This is a genomic window from Paraburkholderia solitsugae, from assembly GCF_013177695.1.
GTDB classification, from domain to species: domain Bacteria; phylum Pseudomonadota; class Gammaproteobacteria; order Burkholderiales; family Burkholderiaceae; genus Paraburkholderia; species Paraburkholderia solitsugae.
Map to the genome: position 1 here is coordinate 1 of NZ_WOEY01000152.1, position 21,499 is coordinate 21,499.

The following is a 21,499-nucleotide window of genomic DNA, read 5'->3' on the forward strand; positions in this document are numbered from 1 at the left end:
AACCAAAAAATTCGATTGAATCTTGACCCGCGCGACATGGAGATCAAGAACAACAAGCCTCGCAGCATCGACATGCCCTATGAACTGATGGAGGAACTGGACACCTACAGTGTTCGACACCGTCGGATGCGCGAGAGGAATCATTGCAATGGAGAGAAATTTCCCACCCTGTTTCTCACCGAGCACGGCACGCCTTACACCAAAGCAGCCTTGACCGCTATTTTCGCAGCACTTTCGAGGCGAGTGGGATTCCATGTAACTGCACACATGTTGCGACACTCCTATGCCACGTTTTTGCTTTGGAGCCTGCGCAAGAGCAGGACCTTCGAAGGAGAGCCTCTCTTGTATGTGCGCGACCGGATGGGTCATTCGGACGTCACGACCACGGCGATCTACCTTCATATGATCAACTCGCTGGAAGGCCACCTCGTGCTCGCCCACGAGGATGAGATTGATCAACTGTTTGCAGATGCGGAACCGTGAAAACAAGTCGCAAAAGCCACGCCGCGGCTCCTCTTCGAGTATCGATCGCCCCCGTTGGCGTGGAGCAGGGCGGTGCCACCGTCATGCTTCCGGCCAAGGGCAATGCCACGTCACAACGCACACTCGACCTGTCTGCCTACCTTGGCCGCGGCATCGACGCCTGGGTATGGGCATGCACCACGCAGCTGCGGGCATTCCTCGCGGGCGGCGGCGCCACCCCGGCGACGGTGCGTGGCTACTGGGTCCATGGCTTGGTCCATTTCTTTAACTTCCTGATCATGGCCGGGGTGCCATGTCAGCCGGGGACGTTGGAGCGAAAGCATATCGCTGCATTCATCGCATGGCTTAGCGACCACACGGACTGGGCCTACACCTCGCAAAGGAGCTTTTATACGAGAACCAAAGCCGTGCTCAACGGTCTCCAGCGTCGCGACGTGGTGCCGGGCTGCACGGAGCTGTTCCCCGCCAATCCATTCCCGCACAGCAATGCGCGACAAAAGGGAGCGACACCGCTCTCGACCAGCGAGCGCGCCCGGATGGCCGCCGCATTGCGCGACGACATCATCGCCATTCACAAGCAACAGTTCAACGGCACTGCTTCGGCGGCGCTGATTGTGTACCTGCTGGCAATTGCTGTGCGCACCGGTGCCAATACCACTCCGCTTCTGGAAATGAAGCGGAATTGCCTAAAACCGCATCCGTTTATACCTAACATGATGCTGCTGGAGACCTTCAAGCGGCGCGGAAATGCAACCCAGATCAGGAGCCTGCGCTTCTCCAAAGAGGAAGACCGCCCCTTGGCGGTCGCCATGGACGGCGTCGGACTCGTACGGAAGGTATTGGCGATGACCCAGCCTCTCGCCGATGCTGCGCGCGACGACCTCAAAGATTTCGTCTGGCTCTATATCAGAACGGGAGTTGGCAGCAATTCGCGCGAACTCACAAGGTTGAGCGGATCCGCACTTTGTCTCGGCATCCAGGCCTTGATCGATCGACATCAACTCAAGGCAGACGACGGCGCGCCCCTGCAGATCAATCCATCGCGTCTACGCAAAACCATGGAAGACCGCCTCTGGCAACTCAGTGGCGGCGACCTCATCGTCACTGCTGCGCTGATGGGTCACACACCGCAGGTTGCGGACAATCATTACCTCGCCTGCACGAACTCGATGCGCGAGGATGCAACCTTCGTCGGGGAGGCGCTCCCCGAGATCTACCGCAACGGCGAGCACGGCGATGATAACGGTAAGGTAATCCCCATCGTGCCGATCACCGCGACGCGCGTGGGTGGGTGCAAAGATCCGTATTACGGCGACAAGGCCCCGTGCGACGGCACTCCTTGCGACGACTTCTTTACCTGCTTCTCCTGTCGCAGCTATGCCATCGTCGGTACCCCGGACGACCTGCATCGGCTCTTCAGCTTCTACTGGTTTCTGGAGCGGGAAAAATATCGCGCCCGAAGCAGCGACTGGCGCACGCAATTTCATCACACGATGCGCCTGATTGACTCATTCACTGCGGACAGTTTTGATTTGGCGCTGGTGCAAACCGCCAAAGAGCGCGCACGCGTCGATCCGCATATCTTCTGGAAATCGTACGTGATCGACCCAGATTTGACAGACCTCGAACATGGCTAAAGCCCACCGGTTCGCAGTCACCGGACCGTATCTTCAGCGCGCAGCCGGGCGGGCGCTGACCAACGCCTATGGGGTGTTGATTGAGCAGCCCCTGAGTGTCGCCGGGCTCGACGAGACGACCTGCCGCAATGTCGTCATCTCGGCCGTCATCGATCGCGGACAAGAGCGTGTGCTTTCACGTTATGGCGATTTGGTATGGGAAATGTGGCCGTTCGTGAGTACACCAAATACTCTTGAAGGGAGCAAGCGCCTCAACTGGTCACGTATCCCTGAACCGTTCCGAGAGGCGAGTAAAGCGGTCTTGTTTCGATACTGGCGGGTAGGAACCGAGGGCGCTACCCCGCCCGGCGTGGCGCGGCTGCAAAACTTCCTGGGCAATCTCGCCGTGTTCCTCCGGTATTTGGAATCAGTGGGCGTCTCGTCGTTCGCTGATGTCCATCCGATTCACATCACCAATTACGTTCGAGCCCAGACAGATCGTGGCCATGTGAGCGGTACGCTAGCGAGTAAATTCTTCACTCTGGAAAGACTCTACGCGTTTCGGGATCAGCATCCTGATCGGTTGCGTTTCCATCCATGGCCCAATTCGTCCGCCACCGAAATGGCGGGACGCGTTGGACAGGCAAGGAAGGCCAGCGAAAAGGACTGCAGAACACCTCTGATTCCTGCTGCAGCGGCACAAGCCTTCTTCACTCATGCAGAAACCATTCTGAACAACGCCGACAGCATTTTGGATGAACGAGATGCAGGCAGGCGTGCTGCGTGGCGGGATCCGGAGATCACCGCAATCCGCAATGCCTGCTTCTACCTTCTTGGAGTGCTGACCGGTATGCGAAGCTCTGAGTTATCTGGCATCGAAGTTGGTGCCGGGCGTACCGAGATCAAGAACGGTTATACCTTTCACTGGATCAAGTCATTCGAACACAAGACCAAGAAAGGTGTCGTCGAATTTTTGACGCCGAGCATGGGCCACGATGTTCTGCGCGTCCTGGAACGCTGGTCCGAACCACATCGAATGGGGCTGGCCGAACGGTTGCGGGGGTGGGAAGCGAATCAAGGGGAGAGGACACACGGGCGCATGCAGCAGATCGCCGAGGCCCGCGCCAATCTCGGGAAGCTGTTTCTTGGAAAGGGCCCTCGCGGCATTTCTCTGGTGTCCGGTACCGGATGGGGCGATGCACTTCAGACGTTTGCGAAGGCCGCCGGAGTGGACTGGGCTCTGGCGCCGCACCAGATGCGGCGGCTATATGCCTATTCCTTCGCGCGGCATCGGCTGGGCGGCCTGTTGTTCCTCAAGGAGCAGTTCAAGCACTCATCGATCAACATGACCCAGCTATACGCTGCCAACCCGCGCCAGGACGCCGCCCTCTACGACGAAATTCTGGAGGAAACGCGGCAGCACAAAATCCAGACTATCACCGGGTGGTTGGAAGGTGAGGAATTGTTGGCCGGCGGGGCCGGCGATAAAATCATGGCCTTGCGCGCGCAAGACTTTCCAGACCGGAAGGCGATGATCGAGGAAACATCGGACCGGATCACCATTCGCAGCACGGGTCATGCGTGGTGCCTGGCGCAGGATGCGGGCTGCGGCGGCTCCGGCATCTATGAAAAGGGGCGCTGCGGAACCTGTCGCAACGGAATCATTGACGGTCATTTCAAGCCCTTCTGGCAAGAGACCTACCGTCACCAAAGGGAACTGCTTGAAGAGGCCAGGAAGTTGGGTCCTGGCGACGTTAAGCGGGTCCAGCGCGATCTTGAAGAAGCCGCACGAGTGCTCAACGACTTGGGCGTTGAACTGCCGGGAGAAGAGCCGAATGGCAGCGAAGCGAACTCCTAGCGCCGCGGCCCCGTCGGAAGCGGTCAAACCGCCCCCCCGGCGTGATCGTAGGCGAACGCAGACTGAGCTGCAGCTGGCCCTGAACCGTCTGCAACGCGCCAGCAGGAAAGTGTCGATTGCGGCAGTCGCCAAGGAAGCCGGGGTGACGCCCGCCCTGATCCATAACACCTATCCAGACTTCGCTGAACACATCCGCGCCCTGCTCAACAAATCCACACGGGCACAGCGCGACGACAAGCATCAGAAATTGCAGCTACAACGGGCGACGACCACCCGGCTCTACGAGGTGATCGCCGACCAAAACAAGCAAATTGTTGATCTGGCATCGGTGAATGAAGCGCTGAGAGTGGAAATCCGGATACTCAAAGGTATAGTCGAGGGCAAGGTGCTGACCGCTCCGTTCGGGCGGAAGACCGAGTAAAAGTCATCGTTAGCGGAGTGCAAGGTGCGCGAAAATGGTTAGTTAAAAATTGTCCTGCAAATTCACTCACTCACGCGTAACTAACTGTTAGTACGAATCTGTTCCTATGGAATCGTTTGCGCGGGCCGTCGAGATCGTACTCAAGGATAGCGAACTCGGGGATGCTCCCGGGTATTGTCCGGACGCCTCGTTATGGGCCCATGCTGTGCGGCACTCCGGCTATGTTCAGTCGCGCCATGCAACCGGCCGTGTGCTCGTCCACGCGTAAGGAGGCGCCCGCGCTCATTGCGCCGCGCTTTCCGATCCTCAGCCTCGAAGAGCGACGACTGACCCCGGCACTGGGCTTCATATTCGATGCAAGGTGGCTGTTGCCTGGTGAATCGATCGTATCGATTCTGTGGAAGTTCGCGCGTGCGAACGGACTTCCTGGGCATGTGCTCGTGCGGCTTATGGGCCCTGACATCGATCCGTACGAAGGCGTTGAGCCAATGCGCGATGCCGTCGATGTGAAGCATCTGAGGCGCACGCTACTATTGCCTGGCAAGGTGTTGCGCGCTTCACTCCTTGATGCCGGCCAGAGGGGAAGGCATCACCCGGTTTTCCGGTATTGCAGGCAATGCGTATTGCTCGGTCATCACAGCGTGACGTACCAGATGTTCAGCGAAAACCGTTGTCCCGCTCACCAACGAAAGCTCGAGACGCAATGCCATCGTTGCGGGCGGGAGACACCCTACATCCTCAACGCAAGTCTTGTGGGCTCGCCGTATCGCTGTGCGCAATGCGGCGCGCTTTACGCAACTCAATCTCCTCCAGCCTTTGGAGCGAAGCCAGCGATGCGCAAGGAACATCGTATTGCCATCGCGCGACATTTCCACAATCGCATGGCAGGCAGCTTTTGCCTTGGCAAGGATGAACGCAACCGGTAGCTCGCGGCCTCGTGGCAGGGGCGCACGCGTCATAGTTCAGGAGCTTTCCATTAATTTTCGTCCCGAAACTGTCGTGCGAAATACGCAAAAACGGGTGTTGACGACTTTACTTCGTTTTTGGTGACAAATTTACTTCGCTCTACGGATGACGGGGGCGGTCGCCCCGCGCGGCTCAGGTCGCAAGGGTGGGGCTGTCACGGTACCCGCCCGCAAGCAGCCCCGTGCGGCCCGCAAGGCGGCATCGGCGAAGAAGCCGGGATAAGCGCATGAACCCGGCCGCCCGGAAAAGGAAGAAGGCTGTCTGTCCACCGATCGGCGCGCTGATGCGGTATCGCGATCGCATCGTGCGCGTGGTCGCCGAAGCGAGCGGTCAACGCGCGGTGATCGAGTCGGTCGACGTCAATGGCCGGTCGTTCCGCAGCGTGGTGAAATGGGCTAATCTGGCCGGTCTGAACGATCAACTCTTCTGACGCTGACCACCATGCAGCTCGACATCTTCGCCGACAGCCGCGACGTCATGCTCCGCAACGATGTGCTGGATGCCCTCCACCAGCGCGATGCAGTCTCTGCCCGGCAGGCCTTGAAGAGACTGGCAGGCGAATTTCCCGATGACGACACCCTGGCCGGGCTGGCGACATTGATCGATGTGCTCGACAGCGATGTCGCCACGCCGTTCGCCGGTCATCCGGCGCTGGCTGCCGCCTGTGGCCGCCTCAATGATGAGGTTGAACCGGCGGCGCGGCGGTTACTGGGCGACGCGCCTGGACGGGCGTGGGTGGCGTCATGCTGGCGGACGGTTGCGCAGCAGGCCGCGGCCCTGCCGTTTCGCGCTGACGTCAGTGACCTTCACGCGGCGCCGCTCTGGCTGCGCGCGGGCGACTGGGATGAGGCCAGACGGGCCGTCGAGCGGATCGGGTCGTGGCGCCGGATCCCGGCGCCGCTGACGTGGATGGCAGAGGTGCGGCATCGCGCGGATGGCCTGGAGTCTGCGTTGCCATTGCTCACCGAACTGGCGTGGCTGTCACCGGGCCGCCTGGCTGATCTGTTCCGCCGGCTCGCCGACGCGTCAATCGACACGTTGCGCAGAAAGTTCGACGCGAATTTCGAGGGTGCAGGCCAGACAGCCGACCTCGCGTGGTTTCCCGCGTGGGTGCTGATCGAAAAGCCGGGACTGGCGCCGCTGCTGCGTGACGCGCAGCCGTCGCGCCAGACGGCGCCGGAGCGGGCGACACGGCTGTTGCTGCAGATCCTGGGCCTTGAGCGTCAGGGTAACCAGCATGAACTGGTCGATCGTCGCAAGGCGCTGCGCGAGCTGCATGCCGGGCTGTATGCGGCGTATATGAGAACGCCTGACACGGCATGCCTGAAGTTGATGACCCTTCCAACCGCTCACAGGTGGACATTCCCGGCCCGGTTCCGACGCGGTGCGTCTGGCCGGAAATCTGCGCGGCCGATCCAGCGTCTCAAGGAAGTCGTCCCGGAAATCCGCAGGTCGCCCGAAGGGAGCCTGTTGTCGCGGCCGATGGCGTCGTGTCTTTGCTCGGGAAGCTTTCACCCGCACTCGAGCGGGTTGACAGTTCGTTCCGTGCACCCGGCACAGCCGTGAACCGTGTAGTCGACGCACTGGTACCAGTCATGGCCGGAGTCGATGCGCCAGCCGTCATGCGGGAACGCTGGCTCGAGCGTCTGCGCGATGCGCTGCAGAATGATCAGATGCCGTACATCGAGCGTCCCGGTGAGCGTTGGGGCGAACTGCGTGTAACGCCCGCGATGCCTCCGCATGGGCTCAATCGGTACGATTAAGCGCAACGCGATGGCAGGCGGCATTTTTACGATGAGCAGAAGTCAGTACAGGATTGACATCATGGAAGCGTACAACCCGGAGCGCGGGCCGGAGCCTGGATCATGGCTTGAACTTGACGAACAGGAGCGGATTCTTCTGATTGAAACCTGGCATCGCGTCGCCCGGATCAAGCTCCCCAACCTCACGGCACATGCCGCGCTACATGTGATCGTCGAAAACCAGATTGCCCTGGGCCTTGAGCCCGTGCTCCGGGCGATGGATCGCCTCAGGAAACAGGGACTCACGCGACACGATGCTATCCACGCGATCGGCTCAGTTGTCGCAGAGAATCTGTTTGGTCTTTTGAAGGCGGATCAGAACGACGATGCTGCTGCTTCGCAGGCGCGTTACTACGCGGCGGTGGAGCGATTGACGGCAGTGAGTTGGCGCAGAGGTGAGCAGTAATGCGGACGCCACCGAAACTTCAACCCTGGTTTGATGCTCGTCACCGTTGCAGGTTGAGCCATATTCATATCCAGATGGCCCGCGAACTGGGATTGAATCCCCGAAAATTCGGATCACTGGCTAACGACCAGCAGGAGCCGTGGAAGCGCCCCCTCGCCGAATTTATCGAGCGCTGTTATAGCAAGCGCTTTGGTCGTTCGACCCTCGAACACGTGCAATCGCTGGAAGAAGTCGTGAAGCGTGCGGAACAGCGACGCAGCGAGCGGCGGGAGAGAAAAACCAACAAAGCGGTTCCGCTAGCAGGGCCTCAACGTACCAATAGCGGTTCAAGCGGAAAGCTGCCTGACCTGCACGAACATGGCAGTGAATAGACTCGAAGGGAACGGAGGCGACGGCCGTCTGGGTGGGTGATGTAGACCATTTGCGCCAAGGCTGCTTTCACTTTTACTTCCGAAACGCTTCTACTTTCGCTTCATGGCACGGAAATCGACCAGTACCGGCGCACCCTTGCGACCCGACCGCCCGGGAGTCGCTGAGCGCGCGGCACACCGGCACAGTGCGCGGCTCATCGGGCCTGTGCGCGGATTTCTGGCGGCAGCCCGCCGTTCGTGTCCTGCCCGGTTTGCGATGACTCTCGGTTAGTAGATGTAGCGATTTTTCTGCATGCTGCTCTCCGGCCGTCGCCGGCGACACGCTGGCGCTGGCCGGCGTCAGATTTGCCGCGGGTTTGCCTAGGAGCCGTGCGATGCGGTAGGGTGCGGGTTTCCCTTATCGAACAGGACCGTCCGTGAACAAACAGAAACCCGTCGACGGCGTTGCGGCATGCTCCGGCGACAGCAAGGCCGCCACCGGCGAAGCCATTGACGCGGTGCTTGCGGTGATCAGGCGTGCGCCGACCGCTGGCGCCGCCGTGCAACAGGTCGGCTTCGGGTCGTTCCCGACGGGGCAGCGGGCCGCACGCACCGGACGCAACCCGTCGACGGGCGCCGATATCCAGATGGCCGCGGCAAGGACGGTCAGGTTCACGGCCGGCAAGGCATTCGTGGCTGCCGTCAGCGCGTCATGAAGAAGTTGGCGATCGCGCCCGGCGACTACGCCGGGCTGCACAAGGAAGTGGTCAGTGTCGTCGAATCGGCGCGACGCACGGCGGCACGCAACGTCAATGCCGTGATGACCGCCGCCTACTGGGAGATCGGGCGGCGGATCGTCGCCAGCGAGCAGGGCGGGCAGGCGCGCGCCGGCTACGGACAGGCGCTGATCGCCCGGCTCGCGGAGGACCTGACGCGCCGTTTCGGGCGCGGATTCGGCAAGGCGAATCTGGCCAGCATGCGCGCCTTCTATGTCGCCTGGCCGGCGGCGGAGATTTTCCAGACAGTGTCTGGAAAATCGGCAGCGCCCGAAAATGTCCAGACGCCGTCTGGAAAATCGCTGCCGGCGAAAGACGTTGTCGATACCACGGCAACAGCGCCCGATTACATGGCGCTCGCCACCCGTTTTACGTTGCCGTGGTCCGCCTATGTGCGCCTGCTTTCTGTGAAGACGGCGGCCGCGCGCGCTTTCTATGAAACAGAGGCGTTGCGCGAAGGCTGGTCCGTGCGCCAGCTCGACCGCCAGATCGGTAGCCAGCTTTACGAGCGGCTGGCGCTGTCGCGCAACAAGGCGGCGCTGCTCAGAAAAGCCGCTGATGCCCAGCCGGGTGATCTCCTCACGCCAGAGGAGGCGATTCGCGACCCGTTCGTCCTCGAGTTTCTCGATATCAAGGACGAGTACTCGGAGTCGGATCTTGAGGAGGCGCTGATCCAGCATCTGGCGGATTTCCTGCTGGAGCTCGGCGACGACTTCGCTTTCGTCGGCCGGCAGCGCCGCCTGAGAATCGACGACACGTGGTTCAGGGTCGATCTGGTGTTTTACCATCGACGGTTGAGATGCCTGGTCATCATCGACCTGAAGGTCGGCCGCTTCAGCTATGCGGACGCCGGGCAGATGCATCTCTATCTGAACTACGCGCGCGAGCACTGGATGAAGCCCGGGGAGAATCCACCTGTCGGTTTGATCCTTTGCGCCGAAAAAGGTGCAGCCGAAGCACACTACGCGCTGGACAACCTGCCGAACAAGATTCTCGCGGCGGAATACCAGACGGTGTTGCCAGATGAGGCGATGATCGTGCAGGAGCTGGAACGCACGAGAGCGGAACTGGAGCGGCGAACCGGAGCCGCGTAAGCTTTGGTCCCGATGCCCGACAGATCCCGGTCATCTGATGGCGAGGCCGCGAGTCGGTACCGCATCGTCGTGTGTGGCAGGGGTGACGCGTTTTCATATCCGCCCGTTCAGGCAGGAAAGCGGCCCATCGAGATAAGAAGGATTATCTGAGCAGCGCGGTTTTGTGATGCGTTCTGTGAAAGCGTAGCGTTACGGATTAGCGTACAGGCGCCCGTATACGCGAATGGGATGTCCGCGCCGGGACAACTTCGTTAACCCACGTACCCACTCCGGCACCCGCATGCGACCGCCGCACGGATGACGCTCCTCCGGTCGACGGGGTGTGTCCTCGCAGGCAGTGCCCCGCGTTGCCTGGCGTCGATCCAACTGGTCGTGGTAAAACAGCGCCCGAATTCGCCGGCTTGCGGCGCACAGATGCAATCAGGAGCACAGGTTGAGAAGGAAGTCGGAGAACAGGTCACAGGTCATCGCGGTACGCGTCGAGCCGGCGATTGAACAACGATTGAGATTGCTGGCCGAAGTCACAGGACGCAGCCAGTCGTTTTTTCTCAAGAAGTTGATCGAGAAGGGCATCGACGCGATGGAAGACGTGTGGCTACCGCAGGAAGTGGTTGCCCAAGTCCGCAGCGGGGCACTGCCAACGCAGCAGCATGGCACGACCTTGGATCTGTTCGGGGATTAAATTCACGAGCAGTGAGTAGGGTCGCACAGCGTATCTGCAAGTACGGTCCCTTTGACGGACGGCGAGAGGGTGCAAATCGAGGGGGCGATATTCCGAGCTATCTACCCCTTCATTTGCGGACATTGCTTGGATCCGGTCGGGAAGGCGCTCACACAAGTAATTTTGTTACTACTTTTCAACTAAATTTGTTACTACCGCTCCGCGCTGCCCGTCGATAAACGTGATTGCCTCCGATTTCGTGGCCCGTTATCTAGTCCAACCGGTGGTTGCGCCGGGTCTGGTCCGCCGTCGCAAGCGCGTGACGGTACCGGCCGGCCGTTCTGGCCAGTTTCTCAGCCTCGCTCCAGAAGCCGCGACGGGCCTTCACGCAGTCGATAAACAACTGATACTCAGCTGCGACGGTCGTGGACATCGGGCTGGGTGTGACCACTGGCGCCAAGGCAGGGTAGGGGAGCGCGTCACCACCGATGTGCGGGCATATCGTCGCGCAACGCCGCAGTCCCGCGATTGCGGCCGCGGGCGTCGTCGCGCAGACCTGCAGGCGGGCGTTTTCCCAGCGGGCAACAAACTGACCATCGACGCTTTGATAGAGCCAGCACCACGGCCGGCCACCGCTAAGTCCCAACAAACGGCGGTGGCGCACATCCCGATTCGCAGGAATTAGCGCATCAACGACCTGCCAGCCTCCCATTTCCGACCAAGTTAGGCAGGCGCCTCGAGCCACATCCCACATCGATTCAAACCGGGTCTGCTGTCGCGATATGTATCGGGCCCGACGCAGACATTTGCTGGAGTGCGGTGGACCCAGCCAGCTGGACGTAACGGGTGCAATGAATTGCACGCCGGGTGGCGTTTCGCGCGCCAGCCACGCACTGTCCGACCACGCAGTAAGTGGCGTCACGTCCGCCCAGGCGGCGACACCTGAATGCGCGATCGCGCTGGTGCGCGCCTGCGCGTCGCGCCACACAGCCCCCAGACTCACGCGTGCCGCGTGGTATTCAAGCCATTTGTTTGCTCCGTCATCTACCGCCTCACCACAGATCTGACAGTCCAGCTCAACCGACGGAGTGAGCCGCAACGTCGCCTTTGCCGGTTGTCGTCGATCCGGCCAGCGACGCATCTCGACACCGGGCTCGATTGCCCTGCTCCATAGCAGATCCGCGAAAGCCAGCCGGACCTCGGCACTGCCTGCGACCCATTCACCGATGACGAGCGGGTCGCACGCCTTGATAAAGCGGGCCACCGTTCGCGCACTCCCGGGGGCGAGATGTCGCCGAATGCGGCGGGCAAGCGCCCGATACACTGTTATGGTCGGTGATGTCGCGCAGGCAACGGCGGGACCGCAGGCCGGCTCCCGTTGTGTTGGGGTTCGCTTTCTTGAGAAACGCGAGACATACGATACGAAGCTGACTGGCACCTGCAGATCGCTGACCGGCCGGAAGCTGTTGGTGCTCACAATTGCCGCTAGCCGTGTCAACGAAACCGCTAGCGACGAATTTGTCGTAAAACGTCATAAATACCGACCGAAAACCGGAAAATCCAACGATTTTGCGTTGTTGTAGCGATACAACGATCGAGCGACACGTTGTCCAGTAACTTTGCTAGCGTCGATTTCATGTTCTTTAATGCTGCTAGCGCGTCCTTCCTGCGCATGGGGGTAGACATGGCTTCCTCGGAGGAGATTGAATCTCGGGCAGCGAAGATAGCGTCGGTGTTGAGACCGCTGGGAAACGGTGTGCTCTCCCGGGAGCAGGCGAAACGCGCGGCGCAATTGCTCAACGTTCACTGGGCGACTGTCTATCGCTTGCGTCGCCGCTTTCTCGCGAATCCTGTGACGAGCACTTTGCAGCCGTCGCCTTGTGGTCGCGTTCCAGGCGGCCGGCTGGACGCGGCGGTTGAGACTGTCATCGACGATGTCGTGCACGAATGGCTACCCGCGCAACGGCAACTGGCCCATCCAGCAACCGATCTGGTGCTTGAAATAAAACGTCGATGTGCTGTTGCGGGTTTGGATTCTCCTAGTCGGTCTACGGTGGCTCGCCGATGGACTGCATATCGCCAGCAGGATGCATTGGCACGGGCTGCACTTCCGGAATCGATGGTTGCACCCGGCACGTTCGGGGTCCGGTATCCGCTTGACATCGTCCAGATCGATCATACGCAAGCCGACATACTGCTGGTGAGCGAATTGGACGGGCAGGTCATTGGCCGACCTTGGCTGTCCCTCGCGCTTGACGTTGCGTCGAGGTGCGTGCTGGGCTTCTACTTAGGAATGGAGCGGCCCGGTGCGGCCACGGTTGGCTTGCTTCTCACGCGGGTCGCGTTGCCGAAAGCGGCATGGCTTTCCAAGATAGGCGTAGAAGCAGACTGGCCCATGCGAGGCATTCCGCGTGTCCTGCATCTCGATAACGCAGCTGAGTTCAAGAGCAGGGCGCTCCGCAGCGGGTGCCGTGAATACGGCATTGACCTCATGTATCGTCCAGTCGGTAAGCCTCATTTTGGTGGCCATATTGAACGGTTGAACCGGACGTTGATGGAGCGCGTGCGTGGGTTGCCAGGAGCGACGGGATCGTCCGCAAAAGGACGCAAGGCTCGCCAGGCCGAGAAAACCGCCAGCCTGACATTAAGGGACTTCGAACAATGGATGACGATCGAAATCGGAAGGCGATATCACCAAAGCCCTCATCGCGGCTTGTCTGAGCTTCCTCCTGCCGAAAAGTGGCGCGAGCTTTCCAGTTCGGCCGAGTCCCGATATCTGCCGAATGTAGCGGATGCAGAACTTCAATTTTTGATAAGGTTTCTGCCAGTCGAGCCACGAACAATACAGGCGGACGGCCTCAACATATTTCGGATCCGATACTGGCACCCGTTGTTCGCCGCATGGCGGGAGACACGCCGTGCTGTGACTGTGCGTTACCATCCCGAAGACCTGTCGAGGGTATTCGTAACTGCGGGAAAGAAGAGCTATATAGAGGTGCGTTACGCGGATTTGCGACGGCCTCCCGTCTCGCTCTTCGAACAGCGGGCAGCCTTAAAAGCAATCAGGGAGAGAGGACAGCGAACGATCTCAGAGGGAGAAATTTTTGAGACGATCATGGAGCAGCGAAGCGTGATTACGAATGCGACGCGAGCCACACGGAAGCGTCGGCGTTCCAGATCAAAGAGCATTCCTCCTGTGGGAAGGCTAGACCGACAGGACGCCGAGCAGCAACCTGAACAGCGGGACGCTGAACAGGTGGATTATGACTTGCCGGTGACCGCGTACGACGTCGAACAGTGGTAAGGAGCCGACATGAAGCACGATGGACTGGCGCACTTACTTCCGGCTGCTAGAGAGCAGGCGCAGTTGGGAAACGAAGATCGCGTAAAAGGTCTCCTTCGTGATCGCTGGATCGATTATCCACGCGCGACTGAAGCGTTACAGGTGCTTCAGAGGCTCTATGAGACACCCCCACGCGACCGTATGCCATGCCTCTTATTGCACGGCGATTCGAACGTTGGGAAGACCAAGATTACGGCGAAGTTCAGACGCGCTCATCCCAATGAATTTGACGACAGACGAGGTGTAGAGCGGTGTCCGGTTGTTTCCGTCCAGATGCCCCCGACTCCAGATCAACATAGGTTTTATTCTGCACTGTTATTCGAACTCGGCGCTCCACATAACGCTGCCGCGGGTCTGGCGTCTCTCGAACGGCTGGCGCGGGATATCCTGAAACGGATGTCGCCGCAAATGTTGATTGTGGATGAGGTGCATCACCTGCTTGCTGGAACGTATCGTGAGCAGCGTGCCTCTCTGAATCTGCTGAAATATCTTGCAAATGATCTGCAGATCAGCATGGTCCTTGTGGGCACTCGCGACGCTGTGCTTGCGCTTCAAACCGATCCGCAGATGGTGAGCCGTTACAGGCCGTTCGAGATACCTCGATGGAGAGAGAGCGATAGCCTTCGGCGGCTTCTCGCCGCCTTCGAAAGGGTGCTGCCGCTGAGGAAGCCGTCCGATCTTTCGCGGCGCGAGATTGTCCAGTACGTGCTGGAAGCGAGCGGTGGGCTGACCGGCGCCATTTCGACAATCTTGAACGATGCAGCGGAGCTTTCTATCCGAAACGGTGACGAGTTTATCGGCATCTCACATCTCGAGCGTGTCGCTCGCGAACATGCCTGATCTTGTGAAGCCATGGCCTGTCGCTCCAAGGCCGTTTTTCGAAGAGGCATTTGGCAGTTGGCTGGGTCGGGTCGCGACGTGTTACCAGATCAGCGTGAGCATGCTGTGGGAAACAAGCACGGGGTTGGATATGCCGAACCTTGGAAAAGCGGGATGGATATTGTTTCCCCCGGTCTCCGCATCACCGCTGGATCAGCTCTCCAAGTTGGCGCGGATGAGCGAGGGGAGGTTGGCAGCGATCCAGACGCCACCCGAATGGATGGCCGACCAGCGTTACCTTGTTTACTGTTTCAGATGTCTCGTGCTCAACGATGTCGACGTGTCGGCCCCACGGTGGAAGAGGGAATGGCTTGATCCCGAAGCTGAATACTGCACGGCGCATCATAGCCTGCCGGAAACGGTCCCTGCATCGATATTTGGAAAAGCCGCCAACTTCGGTGCTGCACTGCGCGCGATATCTCGCTATCGAACTCCTCGATTTCCCAGAAATGGATGGCTACGCTAGCGACGTTACTGAACTTGCTAGCGCCTCTGTGAACATTGCTAGCGCCAATTGTGGGCGCCAACACCAGCACTTCATGAAACGGCGTCAACCGCGTCGGCTGCGAGCGCCGCTGATACTTCGGCTCCTCCTGAACATCCATGTTCAGATATTTACTAATCGTGTTGCGCGACAGGCTTGTGAGACGCGCTATCTCGCGTACCGACTTGTTCTGGCGGTGGAACATCCGCCGCACCTTGCCAATCATCGTCATCGGGATCATCCCCAAACACCCTGCCAGAAAAACTAGCAGGATAGGTTGATTGCCCGGCTCAATTTTCAGTCGGCGCGATCCCTACATGTGGCTGAATTTTCGGTCGGCGTAAACACCTCAGCGGCCCTTATCGGAATCCACGGCCCTTCGGCCCTGCTCAGTAAGTCGAATCCGTGAACTCTTGCAGCGCGCGTTTGATGGAGTTCGGCCTGATTAACGCGCTTCTCTTACCGGATCAAACCCAAAGCCTTTGCTTTTTGGAAGGCCTTCAGCCTGCGCCGAACGCCGAGCTTCATGTAGATTTGCTGCATGTACCACTTCACCGACCCTTCGGCGAGTCCGAGTCGCTCGGCAATCTCTTTGTTTTGAAGCCCCTGGGAGACAAACTCAAGGATGTCAATCTCGCGTTGAGAAAGGCGCCCGTCGGTCGTCACCGTGGCCTCCGACGACCGCTCGGGCGCGATGCCAGAGCGCACAAGTACACGCTCGGGACTGGTCTTATACGCATTGAGAAGCACCTCCGAGAATTCTGCGGCCGATTCGATGTTAGCTGAGATGCCAAAGATCGTTGCGACCGTCTGCTTGACCGCGTCGCCCTCCTCGATAAACGGAAGGACAACACCGCGCGGCACGGCATCGACCAACGTCTGCATCAGCGCCCTCGTTGCGCCCCGATGATCCTCGGACGCCAGTCTGGATGCGGCCATGAGAACCGCCATCCGAATCTTGGTACGAATGCATGAGCGCTGAACCGCAAACGCGTGCCAGCGCCTCGCCAACGCTTCGGCCTCTTTGGCAAATCCTCGAACGAGAGCAAGCCTGATCCATGCAACTGCCATTGCCTCGGTCCTGGTCGTGGTCTGATCGCCAGGATACAGCGAACCCGCATCGCGAGGCAGCTTCGCTTCATTTGCAATTCGCACGGCCGCATTGACGTCATTACGTTGTGCAGCCTGTCGGATCTTTTCCGCTGTGGCGTGCCAGAAAAGACGATCGAATGATTTCGCTTCGGCAAATTGCGTTGCGCGCGACAACATGGCCGCCGCTGTTTCGTAGTCACGGTACAAGGCCGCCAATCTTGCTCTACCTACATACGCAGCGATGAGATGATCCAGGAGACCTAATTCTTCACATACGGGCAGATATTCATCCCATAGGGCCTTAGCTTCGGAGTAGTCGCCGCGGTCCATCTTCAATTCCGCCAACATCATGGCTGGCATCGCGCCTAGAGGGCTGTGATGTCCGCCGATACGGTCGGCTATCCCGATTGCTGAGCGGTAACCATTTGCAGCGGCATCTAACTCTCCCCGCTGAATCAACGATGGACCGATGATGCTTTCGTGCCATACGAGAACGAACTGGCTATGCGCCCGCTCGAAATAGCTACGAGCCGCCTCTTCGATGCGATGCAAACTGTCCAGACGGTAAAATTCGCGTTGCGAGTAAATGATGCACAGTTCCACGCTGCCCCGCAGATACGGATCGTCATCCGGAAGATCTGCAAGCAGGTCAAGACACATGCGCTCTACCGTCCGCATATCGTCGGTAAATAGCGCTAACATCATCCTGCGGTGCTGGTAGACGTGAAGAAGTCGGGATGCAGCCTCGGGAGTTAACGTGCCTCCATCGACCATAGCGCGAATGCGTTTGAACACAGATGAGAGAACGCTTCCTGCTTCTTCAAAGCGCCACTCGAGGGTAAGGTTCCACGCACGGACCAGCTGGATTTTTGGGTATTCATTGATGATGCGTTCGGGAATTTGCTTCACCCATGTCATCAGAGACAGCAGTTGTCCCTGGTAAAACAGGTCGTTGCATGCGTCGTCGAGAAGGCTCGCGGCGTATCTGAAGTCCCGCGAGGCAAATGCGTGGAACATTGCATCGTCCAGCATACTGTTGGAGCGGAACCATTGCGCAGCCCGGTGGTGCAATGCTGACATGAGTGGGGCGTCGGTCTCGCTGAGCCGCTTCTGCAGAAACTGGGAGAACAGGTGGTGATAGCGAAACCAGTGCTCGTCTTCGTCCAACGAGAAAATGAACAATCCCTGACGCTGCAGTTGATCAATGATCAGGCGACTATCACTGCGCTTACCGACCTCGTCACATAGCCCCGCGTTGAACTGACGAAGGATCGAAGACTCGATCAGGAAGCGCTGTACTTCTTCCTTCTGCGCTGAGAAGACGTCCTCGGCGAGGAACGCGCCCACCGCCCGGTTGCTGCCGGAAAGGCTATGAAGACGCTCGGCCCAATCTCCCTCATTGCCGACGGACAGCGACAGCAACTGCAGCCCGGCCGCCCAACCTTCCGTCGTGGTGCAAGCCAGATCGATCAACTCGGCACTGGGTAACGTCGAGTGACCATTCTCGAAGAACAGGCGCGCTTCGTTCCTCGAAAAGCGAAGTGCCCGTGCGTCAATTTCACCGAGATCACCGCGGGCGCGCAATCGAGCAACGCTAAAGCCCGGTTCCATCCGGCTCGCAATGGCGAAGTGCATTTGCCCCGGTGCGTCACGCAGCAAGCACTCGAAAAGCCTTTCGGCCGGCGAGCCGGCCAGTACATGAAGATCATCGACAAACAGATAGAGGTCTCCGGCCGTACGCTCGAGTTCGTTGCACAGCATCGCGCTGATGGTCTCGGGCGATGCGTTGATATGAGCCTCGAATAGGGCCTTCACCCCGCTGTCGAGTCCGGGTACCGTCTGCGCAAGGGCTGCGGCAGAATGCATTGCGACTTCCGGGAAGGACGAGCCGATGTCCGCGACGCTGACCCAGGCGATTGACTTCCGGCCTGACGCGCGCAGCGCGTCGTGGAGCTGCGCCATCAACAGGCTCTTTCCATATCCTGCCGGCGCGCGGACAAGCAGCAAGCGTCGAGAGCGCAGGTGGCCAAGCGCAGCGGGCAGCACTTCGCGCGGGACGGCTACACCGGCCCTAACCGGTGGGCGGAGCCGCGTTGCGACCACGGGTACCATTTGTGTCTTCCTCCTGAATCTTGCTGCGGTACGTGCTTGGCACGCCCGCGCAACGCGGCTTTATGTCGATATGTTTTTCCGTCTTGGGCTGAATGATATACGGGCGACGCTGCGCGGACGCCTATCCAAAGATAGGTTTGATCCCCCGCCGACAGCGTAGGCTTCGCGATTGCAGCGTGGACAGGAGCGCCGCGCACGCCCTTAGGGAAAACACTGAAATAGCACGGAGAGCAAAGCCAGAGTGGAGGTCGGTCAAGACGGCTGCTCGCATTCGCCGCGACAGTGCAGATTGCCCTCCTTTGTGCAGGTGTGCGCGCTTTCGTCCATCACTAGCATTGAAACCACATTAAGCACATTTACGCCGGGTCATGCAGACCTCAATGGGGACGGAGCGCTCGTTTGCGACTCTGGGGCGTGCGACAGATAGACGGAGACACCGATGAAGAGACTTCCTCATTACCCACTCAAACCATTTACTCGAACGCCAGCACACGGCGAACGACACAACTCGTCTGCTGCGCGACCTTCTGGGCGTTCTGCAGCCGTGGCATTTGTCAGCGCGATCTAAAGGAGGCGCGACATGGACTCACAGACTCGTGCGCGAAGCCTGCGCAGGTGCTTCGGACGCTTCACGACCGGTGTCGCGGTGGTGACCTATCGCTCGAATGAAGGCGTGCGTGGTGCGACGATGAATTCCTTCACGTCGGTATCCATCGATCCCCCGCTAGTACTGATTTCTGTCGCTCGTACGTCCCGCGCGTGCGCAGGCATCGACGCTCAGCCGTTCGCGATCAATGTGCTCGGGGCCGGCCAGATGGATGTGGCCTTGCACTTTGCTGGCCGACCGAAGGACGGTATTCACATTGCGTGGGACAACGACGGCAGCAACCGGACATCGCCGAGCCTCGCGGATGCTATTGCGGTTTTCCAGTGCAAGCCGTGGCAACAATACGATGGCGGCGATCATGTGCTGGTCGTCGGCGAAGTGACTTCCAGCGTGATGCGCGAAGGTGAACCGCTCGCCTTCGGGGATGGCCGCTTCATGAGCACGGGTCTTCCTTTAATGGATGGACCGCTCGTATTCAGCCTTGACGGCCGGCCGGTCCCAGCCTGGACCGGCGCTGCCTGCAGGGTACATCACCGCACAGAACAAGGCTGAATCTGGATATTTCCAACGCGAACCACGCCACCTCACAGGAGCAGACATGAAAATCACCCTTTTCGCACAAGCGGCTTACCGAGATTTGCCGGACGACTTCGAGCAGCGCCATGAATCCGTTTGCAGCACACCATACTCGCTCGCCACAGCGGACGGCGTTTACTCGACCATGCGCGATTTCCTCGACGTTCTCATGTGCGCCGCGCGAGCAGGATTTGACGGGCTCTCCGTCACGGAGCATAGCCAGTCCTCTTACGACATGATTCCAAATCCGGATCTGATTGCCAGCGCGCTGGCCTACATGACCGAAACGGAAAACCTACCTGTAGCAATCATCCCTATGGGTCGCTCTCTCGGCAAGGCGAAGGAACCTCTTCGTGTCGCCGAGGAATACGCGATGATCGATGTCATGAGCGGCGGGCGGCTCGTCGCCGGATTCCCGATAGGCCTGTCTTACGATGCAGCGATCAACAACGGTATCGCACCAATCGACATTCGGCCGCGTTTCGACGAAGGCCTCGAACTCATTCTCCGGACATGGAACACCAAAAAGCCATTCGCCTTTAACGGACGGTTCAGCCAGCATGGGATGATCAATATCTGGCCGAGACCGTTGCAGGAGCATATTCCGGTCTACATCACCGGCATCGGTAATCCCCGGACGATGCAGATGTGCCTCGAACGAAACATGGCGTTCAATTACCTGAGTTGGTTTGGCGCCAAGCTGACGGGCAAGCGCATTTTTGACCGGTTCTGGGAAACGGCTGACCAGGTCGGCGTTCCACGCAATCCATACCGTATGGGATTCGTGCAGACGATCGCAGTCGCAGAAACCGATGCCCAAGCGGAAGCGGACTATGCGCGCCACCTGGAATATGGATTCCGCAAAGGGCTTGGCTCCATTCCGATGGAAAAGCTTGGATTGCCTGGTGGGATCGACATCAAAGGAGTTGAGGCGCTCGTCAAGGACCCCGGCGACTTCGGTATGGTCCATCAGATGCGCAATGCGTCATATCGTGACCTCGTCGACGCGGGTTGCGTGATCGCAGGCAGCCCGGCCACGCGTAGAGCGAAGTAATGTTGTCACTGGCGACTGCCCGCTGGGACAGGGCGCGAGCCTCATAGTTGACACATTTACTTCGTTTCGCAGCGAAGAAAAGTTGTCACTTTGCATCAGTGCGCATTAAATTCGTCAATTCACGTTCGTCCTAGACCATGAAATCCTCTGGCAGGTCGTACACATGGTCGACGTTTTGCGAAGCTTCGAGCCACTCACGCTGCCGCGTCCTCGCGGCGCGCACCGCTATGACGTGTTCAGTCCGAAACTGGGGCGACGTTTGACGCTATACAGGCGCAGCGCTTTCGAAGCATGGCTGATGCTAGAAGCGGATACTGCTGCAAAGACATTCTGTGAGCGGCCTGGCTTCATGGCAGTCGACGGGCAACGCTGCGTCGTCGATTTCTGGGCAACGTCGGACAACCATGAATGCCTGGTACTACTATCGGAGACAACACCGGCGACGGATCGCCCGTGCGCACACCCTGATCCAGTTGATGAAGGTAGACATAGACCCGTACGAGGGCCTGGAGCCGATGCGCGATGTTTTGGATCTAAGGTGCCTACGACGCAGGCTGCAGATTCCCGCCAAGGTGTTGCGAGATCCCCTCCTTGAGGGTGCCCAGCGAGGTCGGCATCACCCGGCATTCCGATATTGCCGGCAGTGCGTATCCCTTGGTCACCACAACGTGACAAACCAGATGTTCAGCGAGAATCGTTGCCCTGCGCACCAGCGCACGCTCGAAACGCGGTGTCGCCATTGCGGCGGTGAGACAACATACGTCCTGAACGCGAGTCTCATCGGTTCGCCGTACCGTTGTGCGCGGTGCGGCACGCTCTATGGGACGAGATATCCTCCGGTCCTTTCGAAAAAGCCAGTGATGCGCAAGGAGGATCGTATCGCCATCTCACGGCATTTCTACAACCGCATGTCCGGTAG

At 59.4% G+C, this 21,499-nt stretch carries 19 protein-coding genes and 1 pseudogene; 17 read left to right on the forward strand and 3 right to left on the reverse strand.

The genetic code is table 11. The features are described 5' to 3' along the window. The 13 genes from GNZ12_RS37905 to relB all read left to right on the forward strand — a co-directional run. A partial coding sequence (locus GNZ12_RS37905; RefSeq protein ID WP_216673523.1) for a tyrosine-type recombinase/integrase occupies positions 1–483 on the forward strand: 483 nt, incomplete at its 5' end. Further along, positions 480–2,120 carry a hypothetical protein gene (locus GNZ12_RS37910; RefSeq protein ID WP_172317347.1) on the forward strand — a complete coding sequence of 547 codons (1,641 nt, stop codon included), beginning with the start codon at positions 480–482 and terminating at the stop codon, positions 2,118–2,120. The genes GNZ12_RS37905 and GNZ12_RS37910, both read left to right, overlap by 4 nt. Continuing rightward, on the forward strand, positions 2,113–3,957 hold the full coding sequence (locus GNZ12_RS37915; RefSeq protein WP_172317349.1) for a tyrosine-type recombinase/integrase: 1,845 nt from the start codon (positions 2,113–2,115) through the stop codon (positions 3,955–3,957). Before GNZ12_RS37910 ends, GNZ12_RS37915 begins: the two co-directional genes overlap by 8 nt. Next, the gene (locus GNZ12_RS37920; RefSeq protein ID WP_216673524.1) at positions 3,935–4,378 is read left to right on the forward strand and encodes a TetR family transcriptional regulator; all 444 of its coding nucleotides are present in this window, start codon (positions 3,935–3,937) and stop codon (positions 4,376–4,378) included. Before GNZ12_RS37915 ends, GNZ12_RS37920 begins: the two co-directional genes overlap by 23 nt. A 449-nt stretch (positions 4,379–4,827) precedes the next feature. Then, a complete protein-coding gene (locus tag GNZ12_RS37925) occupies positions 4,828–5,304 on the forward strand; it encodes a hypothetical protein (RefSeq protein WP_235994017.1) in 477 nt (158 codons plus the stop codon). A gap of 266 nt (positions 5,305–5,570) precedes the next feature. After that, complete coding sequence (locus GNZ12_RS37930) at positions 5,571–5,774, forward strand: hypothetical protein (protein WP_172317341.1); 204 nt, start codon at positions 5,571–5,573, stop codon at positions 5,772–5,774. Positions 5,775–5,785: 11 nt separating this feature from the next. After that, a complete protein-coding gene (locus GNZ12_RS37935) occupies positions 5,786–6,910 on the forward strand; it encodes a hypothetical protein (RefSeq protein WP_235994018.1) in 1,125 nt (374 codons plus the stop codon). Continuing rightward, on the forward strand, positions 6,907–7,107 hold the full coding sequence (locus tag GNZ12_RS37940; protein WP_144025872.1) for a hypothetical protein: 201 nt from the start codon (positions 6,907–6,909) through the stop codon (positions 7,105–7,107). The genes GNZ12_RS37935 and GNZ12_RS37940 overlap by 4 nt, the downstream gene beginning before the upstream one ends. Before the next feature lie 61 nt (positions 7,108–7,168). Further along, entirely contained in the window at positions 7,169–7,552 is a 384-nt protein-coding gene (locus GNZ12_RS37945) for a hypothetical protein (RefSeq protein ID WP_074290796.1), read from the forward strand. Further along, the gene (locus GNZ12_RS37950; RefSeq protein WP_172317351.1) at positions 7,552–7,923 is read left to right on the forward strand and encodes a hypothetical protein; all 372 of its coding nucleotides are present in this window, start codon (positions 7,552–7,554) and stop codon (positions 7,921–7,923) included. The genes GNZ12_RS37945 and GNZ12_RS37950 overlap by 1 nt, the downstream gene beginning before the upstream one ends. Before the next feature lie 416 nt (positions 7,924–8,339). Next, complete coding sequence (locus GNZ12_RS37955) at positions 8,340–8,618, forward strand: HU family DNA-binding protein (RefSeq protein WP_172317353.1); 279 nt, start codon at positions 8,340–8,342, stop codon at positions 8,616–8,618. After that, entirely contained in the window at positions 8,615–9,772 is a 1,158-nt protein-coding gene (locus GNZ12_RS37960) for a PDDEXK nuclease domain-containing protein (protein WP_172317355.1), read from the forward strand. Before GNZ12_RS37955 ends, GNZ12_RS37960 begins: the two co-directional genes overlap by 4 nt. Positions 9,773–10,205: 433 nt before the next feature. Continuing rightward, a complete protein-coding gene (relB, locus tag GNZ12_RS37965) occupies positions 10,206–10,454 on the forward strand; it encodes a type II toxin-antitoxin system RelB family antitoxin (protein WP_144195430.1) in 249 nt (82 codons plus the stop codon). A 250-nt stretch (positions 10,455–10,704) separates the two neighbouring features. On the opposite strand, the gene GNZ12_RS44000 is transcribed toward relB, so the two are convergent. Beyond that, positions 10,705–11,697 (reverse strand): hypothetical protein, encoded by a 993-nt coding sequence (locus GNZ12_RS44000; protein WP_216673525.1) that lies wholly within the window; start codon positions 11,695–11,697, stop codon positions 10,705–10,707. Between the two features lie 342 nt (positions 11,698–12,039). On the opposite strand from GNZ12_RS44000, the gene GNZ12_RS37975 reads away from it, so the two are divergent. Both GNZ12_RS37975 and GNZ12_RS37980 read left to right on the forward strand, forming a co-directional pair. Further along, positions 12,040–13,737, forward strand: a complete 1,698-nt coding sequence (locus GNZ12_RS37975) for a Mu transposase C-terminal domain-containing protein (protein WP_235994019.1) — start codon at positions 12,040–12,042, stop codon at positions 13,735–13,737. Between the two features lie 9 nt (positions 13,738–13,746). Then, positions 13,747–14,616, forward strand: coding sequence for a TniB family NTP-binding protein (locus GNZ12_RS37980; protein WP_172317357.1), 870 nt, complete (start codon positions 13,747–13,749; stop codon positions 14,614–14,616). A 545-nt stretch (positions 14,617–15,161) separates the two neighbouring features. Here the strand turns inward: GNZ12_RS37980 and GNZ12_RS37990 are convergent. Together GNZ12_RS37990 and GNZ12_RS37995 are read right to left on the reverse strand one after the other, a co-directional pair. Further along, positions 15,162–15,371: pseudogene (locus GNZ12_RS37990) on the reverse strand (IS21 family transposase); the annotation flags it as partial. Positions 15,372–15,598: 227 nt separating this feature from the next. Continuing rightward, positions 15,599–18,343, reverse strand: a complete 2,745-nt coding sequence (locus tag GNZ12_RS37995; protein ID WP_172317361.1) for a LuxR C-terminal-related transcriptional regulator — start codon at positions 18,341–18,343, stop codon at positions 15,599–15,601. A gap of 580 nt (positions 18,344–18,923) precedes the next feature. On the opposite strand from GNZ12_RS37995, the gene GNZ12_RS38000 reads away from it, so the two are divergent. After that, entirely contained in the window at positions 18,924–19,502 is a 579-nt protein-coding gene (locus tag GNZ12_RS38000) for a flavin reductase family protein (RefSeq protein WP_172317363.1), read from the forward strand. Between the two features lie 46 nt (positions 19,503–19,548). Next, positions 19,549–20,580, forward strand: a complete 1,032-nt coding sequence (locus GNZ12_RS38005; protein WP_172317365.1) for an LLM class flavin-dependent oxidoreductase — start codon at positions 19,549–19,551, stop codon at positions 20,578–20,580. Positions 20,581–21,499 lie beyond the last annotated feature (919 nt).

Coding starts and splice junctions, on each gene's coding strand:
- GNZ12_RS37925 (WP_235994017.1), top strand. CDS start 4,828: ATGGGCCCTGACATCGATCCGTACGAAGGCGTTGAGCCAATGCGCGAT.
- GNZ12_RS37995 (WP_172317361.1), bottom strand. CDS start 18,343: ATGGTACCCGTGGTCGCAACGCGGCTCCGCCCACCGGTTAGGGCCGGT.
- GNZ12_RS38000 (WP_172317363.1), top strand. CDS start 18,924: ATGGACTCACAGACTCGTGCGCGAAGCCTGCGCAGGTGCTTCGGACGC.
- GNZ12_RS37915 (WP_172317349.1), top strand. CDS start 2,113: ATGGCTAAAGCCCACCGGTTCGCAGTCACCGGACCGTATCTTCAGCGC.
- GNZ12_RS37950 (WP_172317351.1), top strand. CDS start 7,552: ATGCGGACGCCACCGAAACTTCAACCCTGGTTTGATGCTCGTCACCGT.
- GNZ12_RS37960 (WP_172317355.1), top strand. CDS start 8,615: ATGAAGAAGTTGGCGATCGCGCCCGGCGACTACGCCGGGCTGCACAAG.
- GNZ12_RS37930 (WP_172317341.1), top strand. CDS start 5,571: ATGAACCCGGCCGCCCGGAAAAGGAAGAAGGCTGTCTGTCCACCGATC.
- GNZ12_RS37945 (WP_074290796.1), top strand. CDS start 7,169: ATGGAAGCGTACAACCCGGAGCGCGGGCCGGAGCCTGGATCATGGCTT.
- GNZ12_RS37935 (WP_235994018.1), top strand. CDS start 5,786: ATGCAGCTCGACATCTTCGCCGACAGCCGCGACGTCATGCTCCGCAAC.
- GNZ12_RS37920 (WP_216673524.1), top strand. CDS start 3,935: ATGGCAGCGAAGCGAACTCCTAGCGCCGCGGCCCCGTCGGAAGCGGTC.
- GNZ12_RS37980 (WP_172317357.1), top strand. CDS start 13,747: ATGAAGCACGATGGACTGGCGCACTTACTTCCGGCTGCTAGAGAGCAG.
- GNZ12_RS38005 (WP_172317365.1), top strand. CDS start 19,549: ATGAAAATCACCCTTTTCGCACAAGCGGCTTACCGAGATTTGCCGGAC.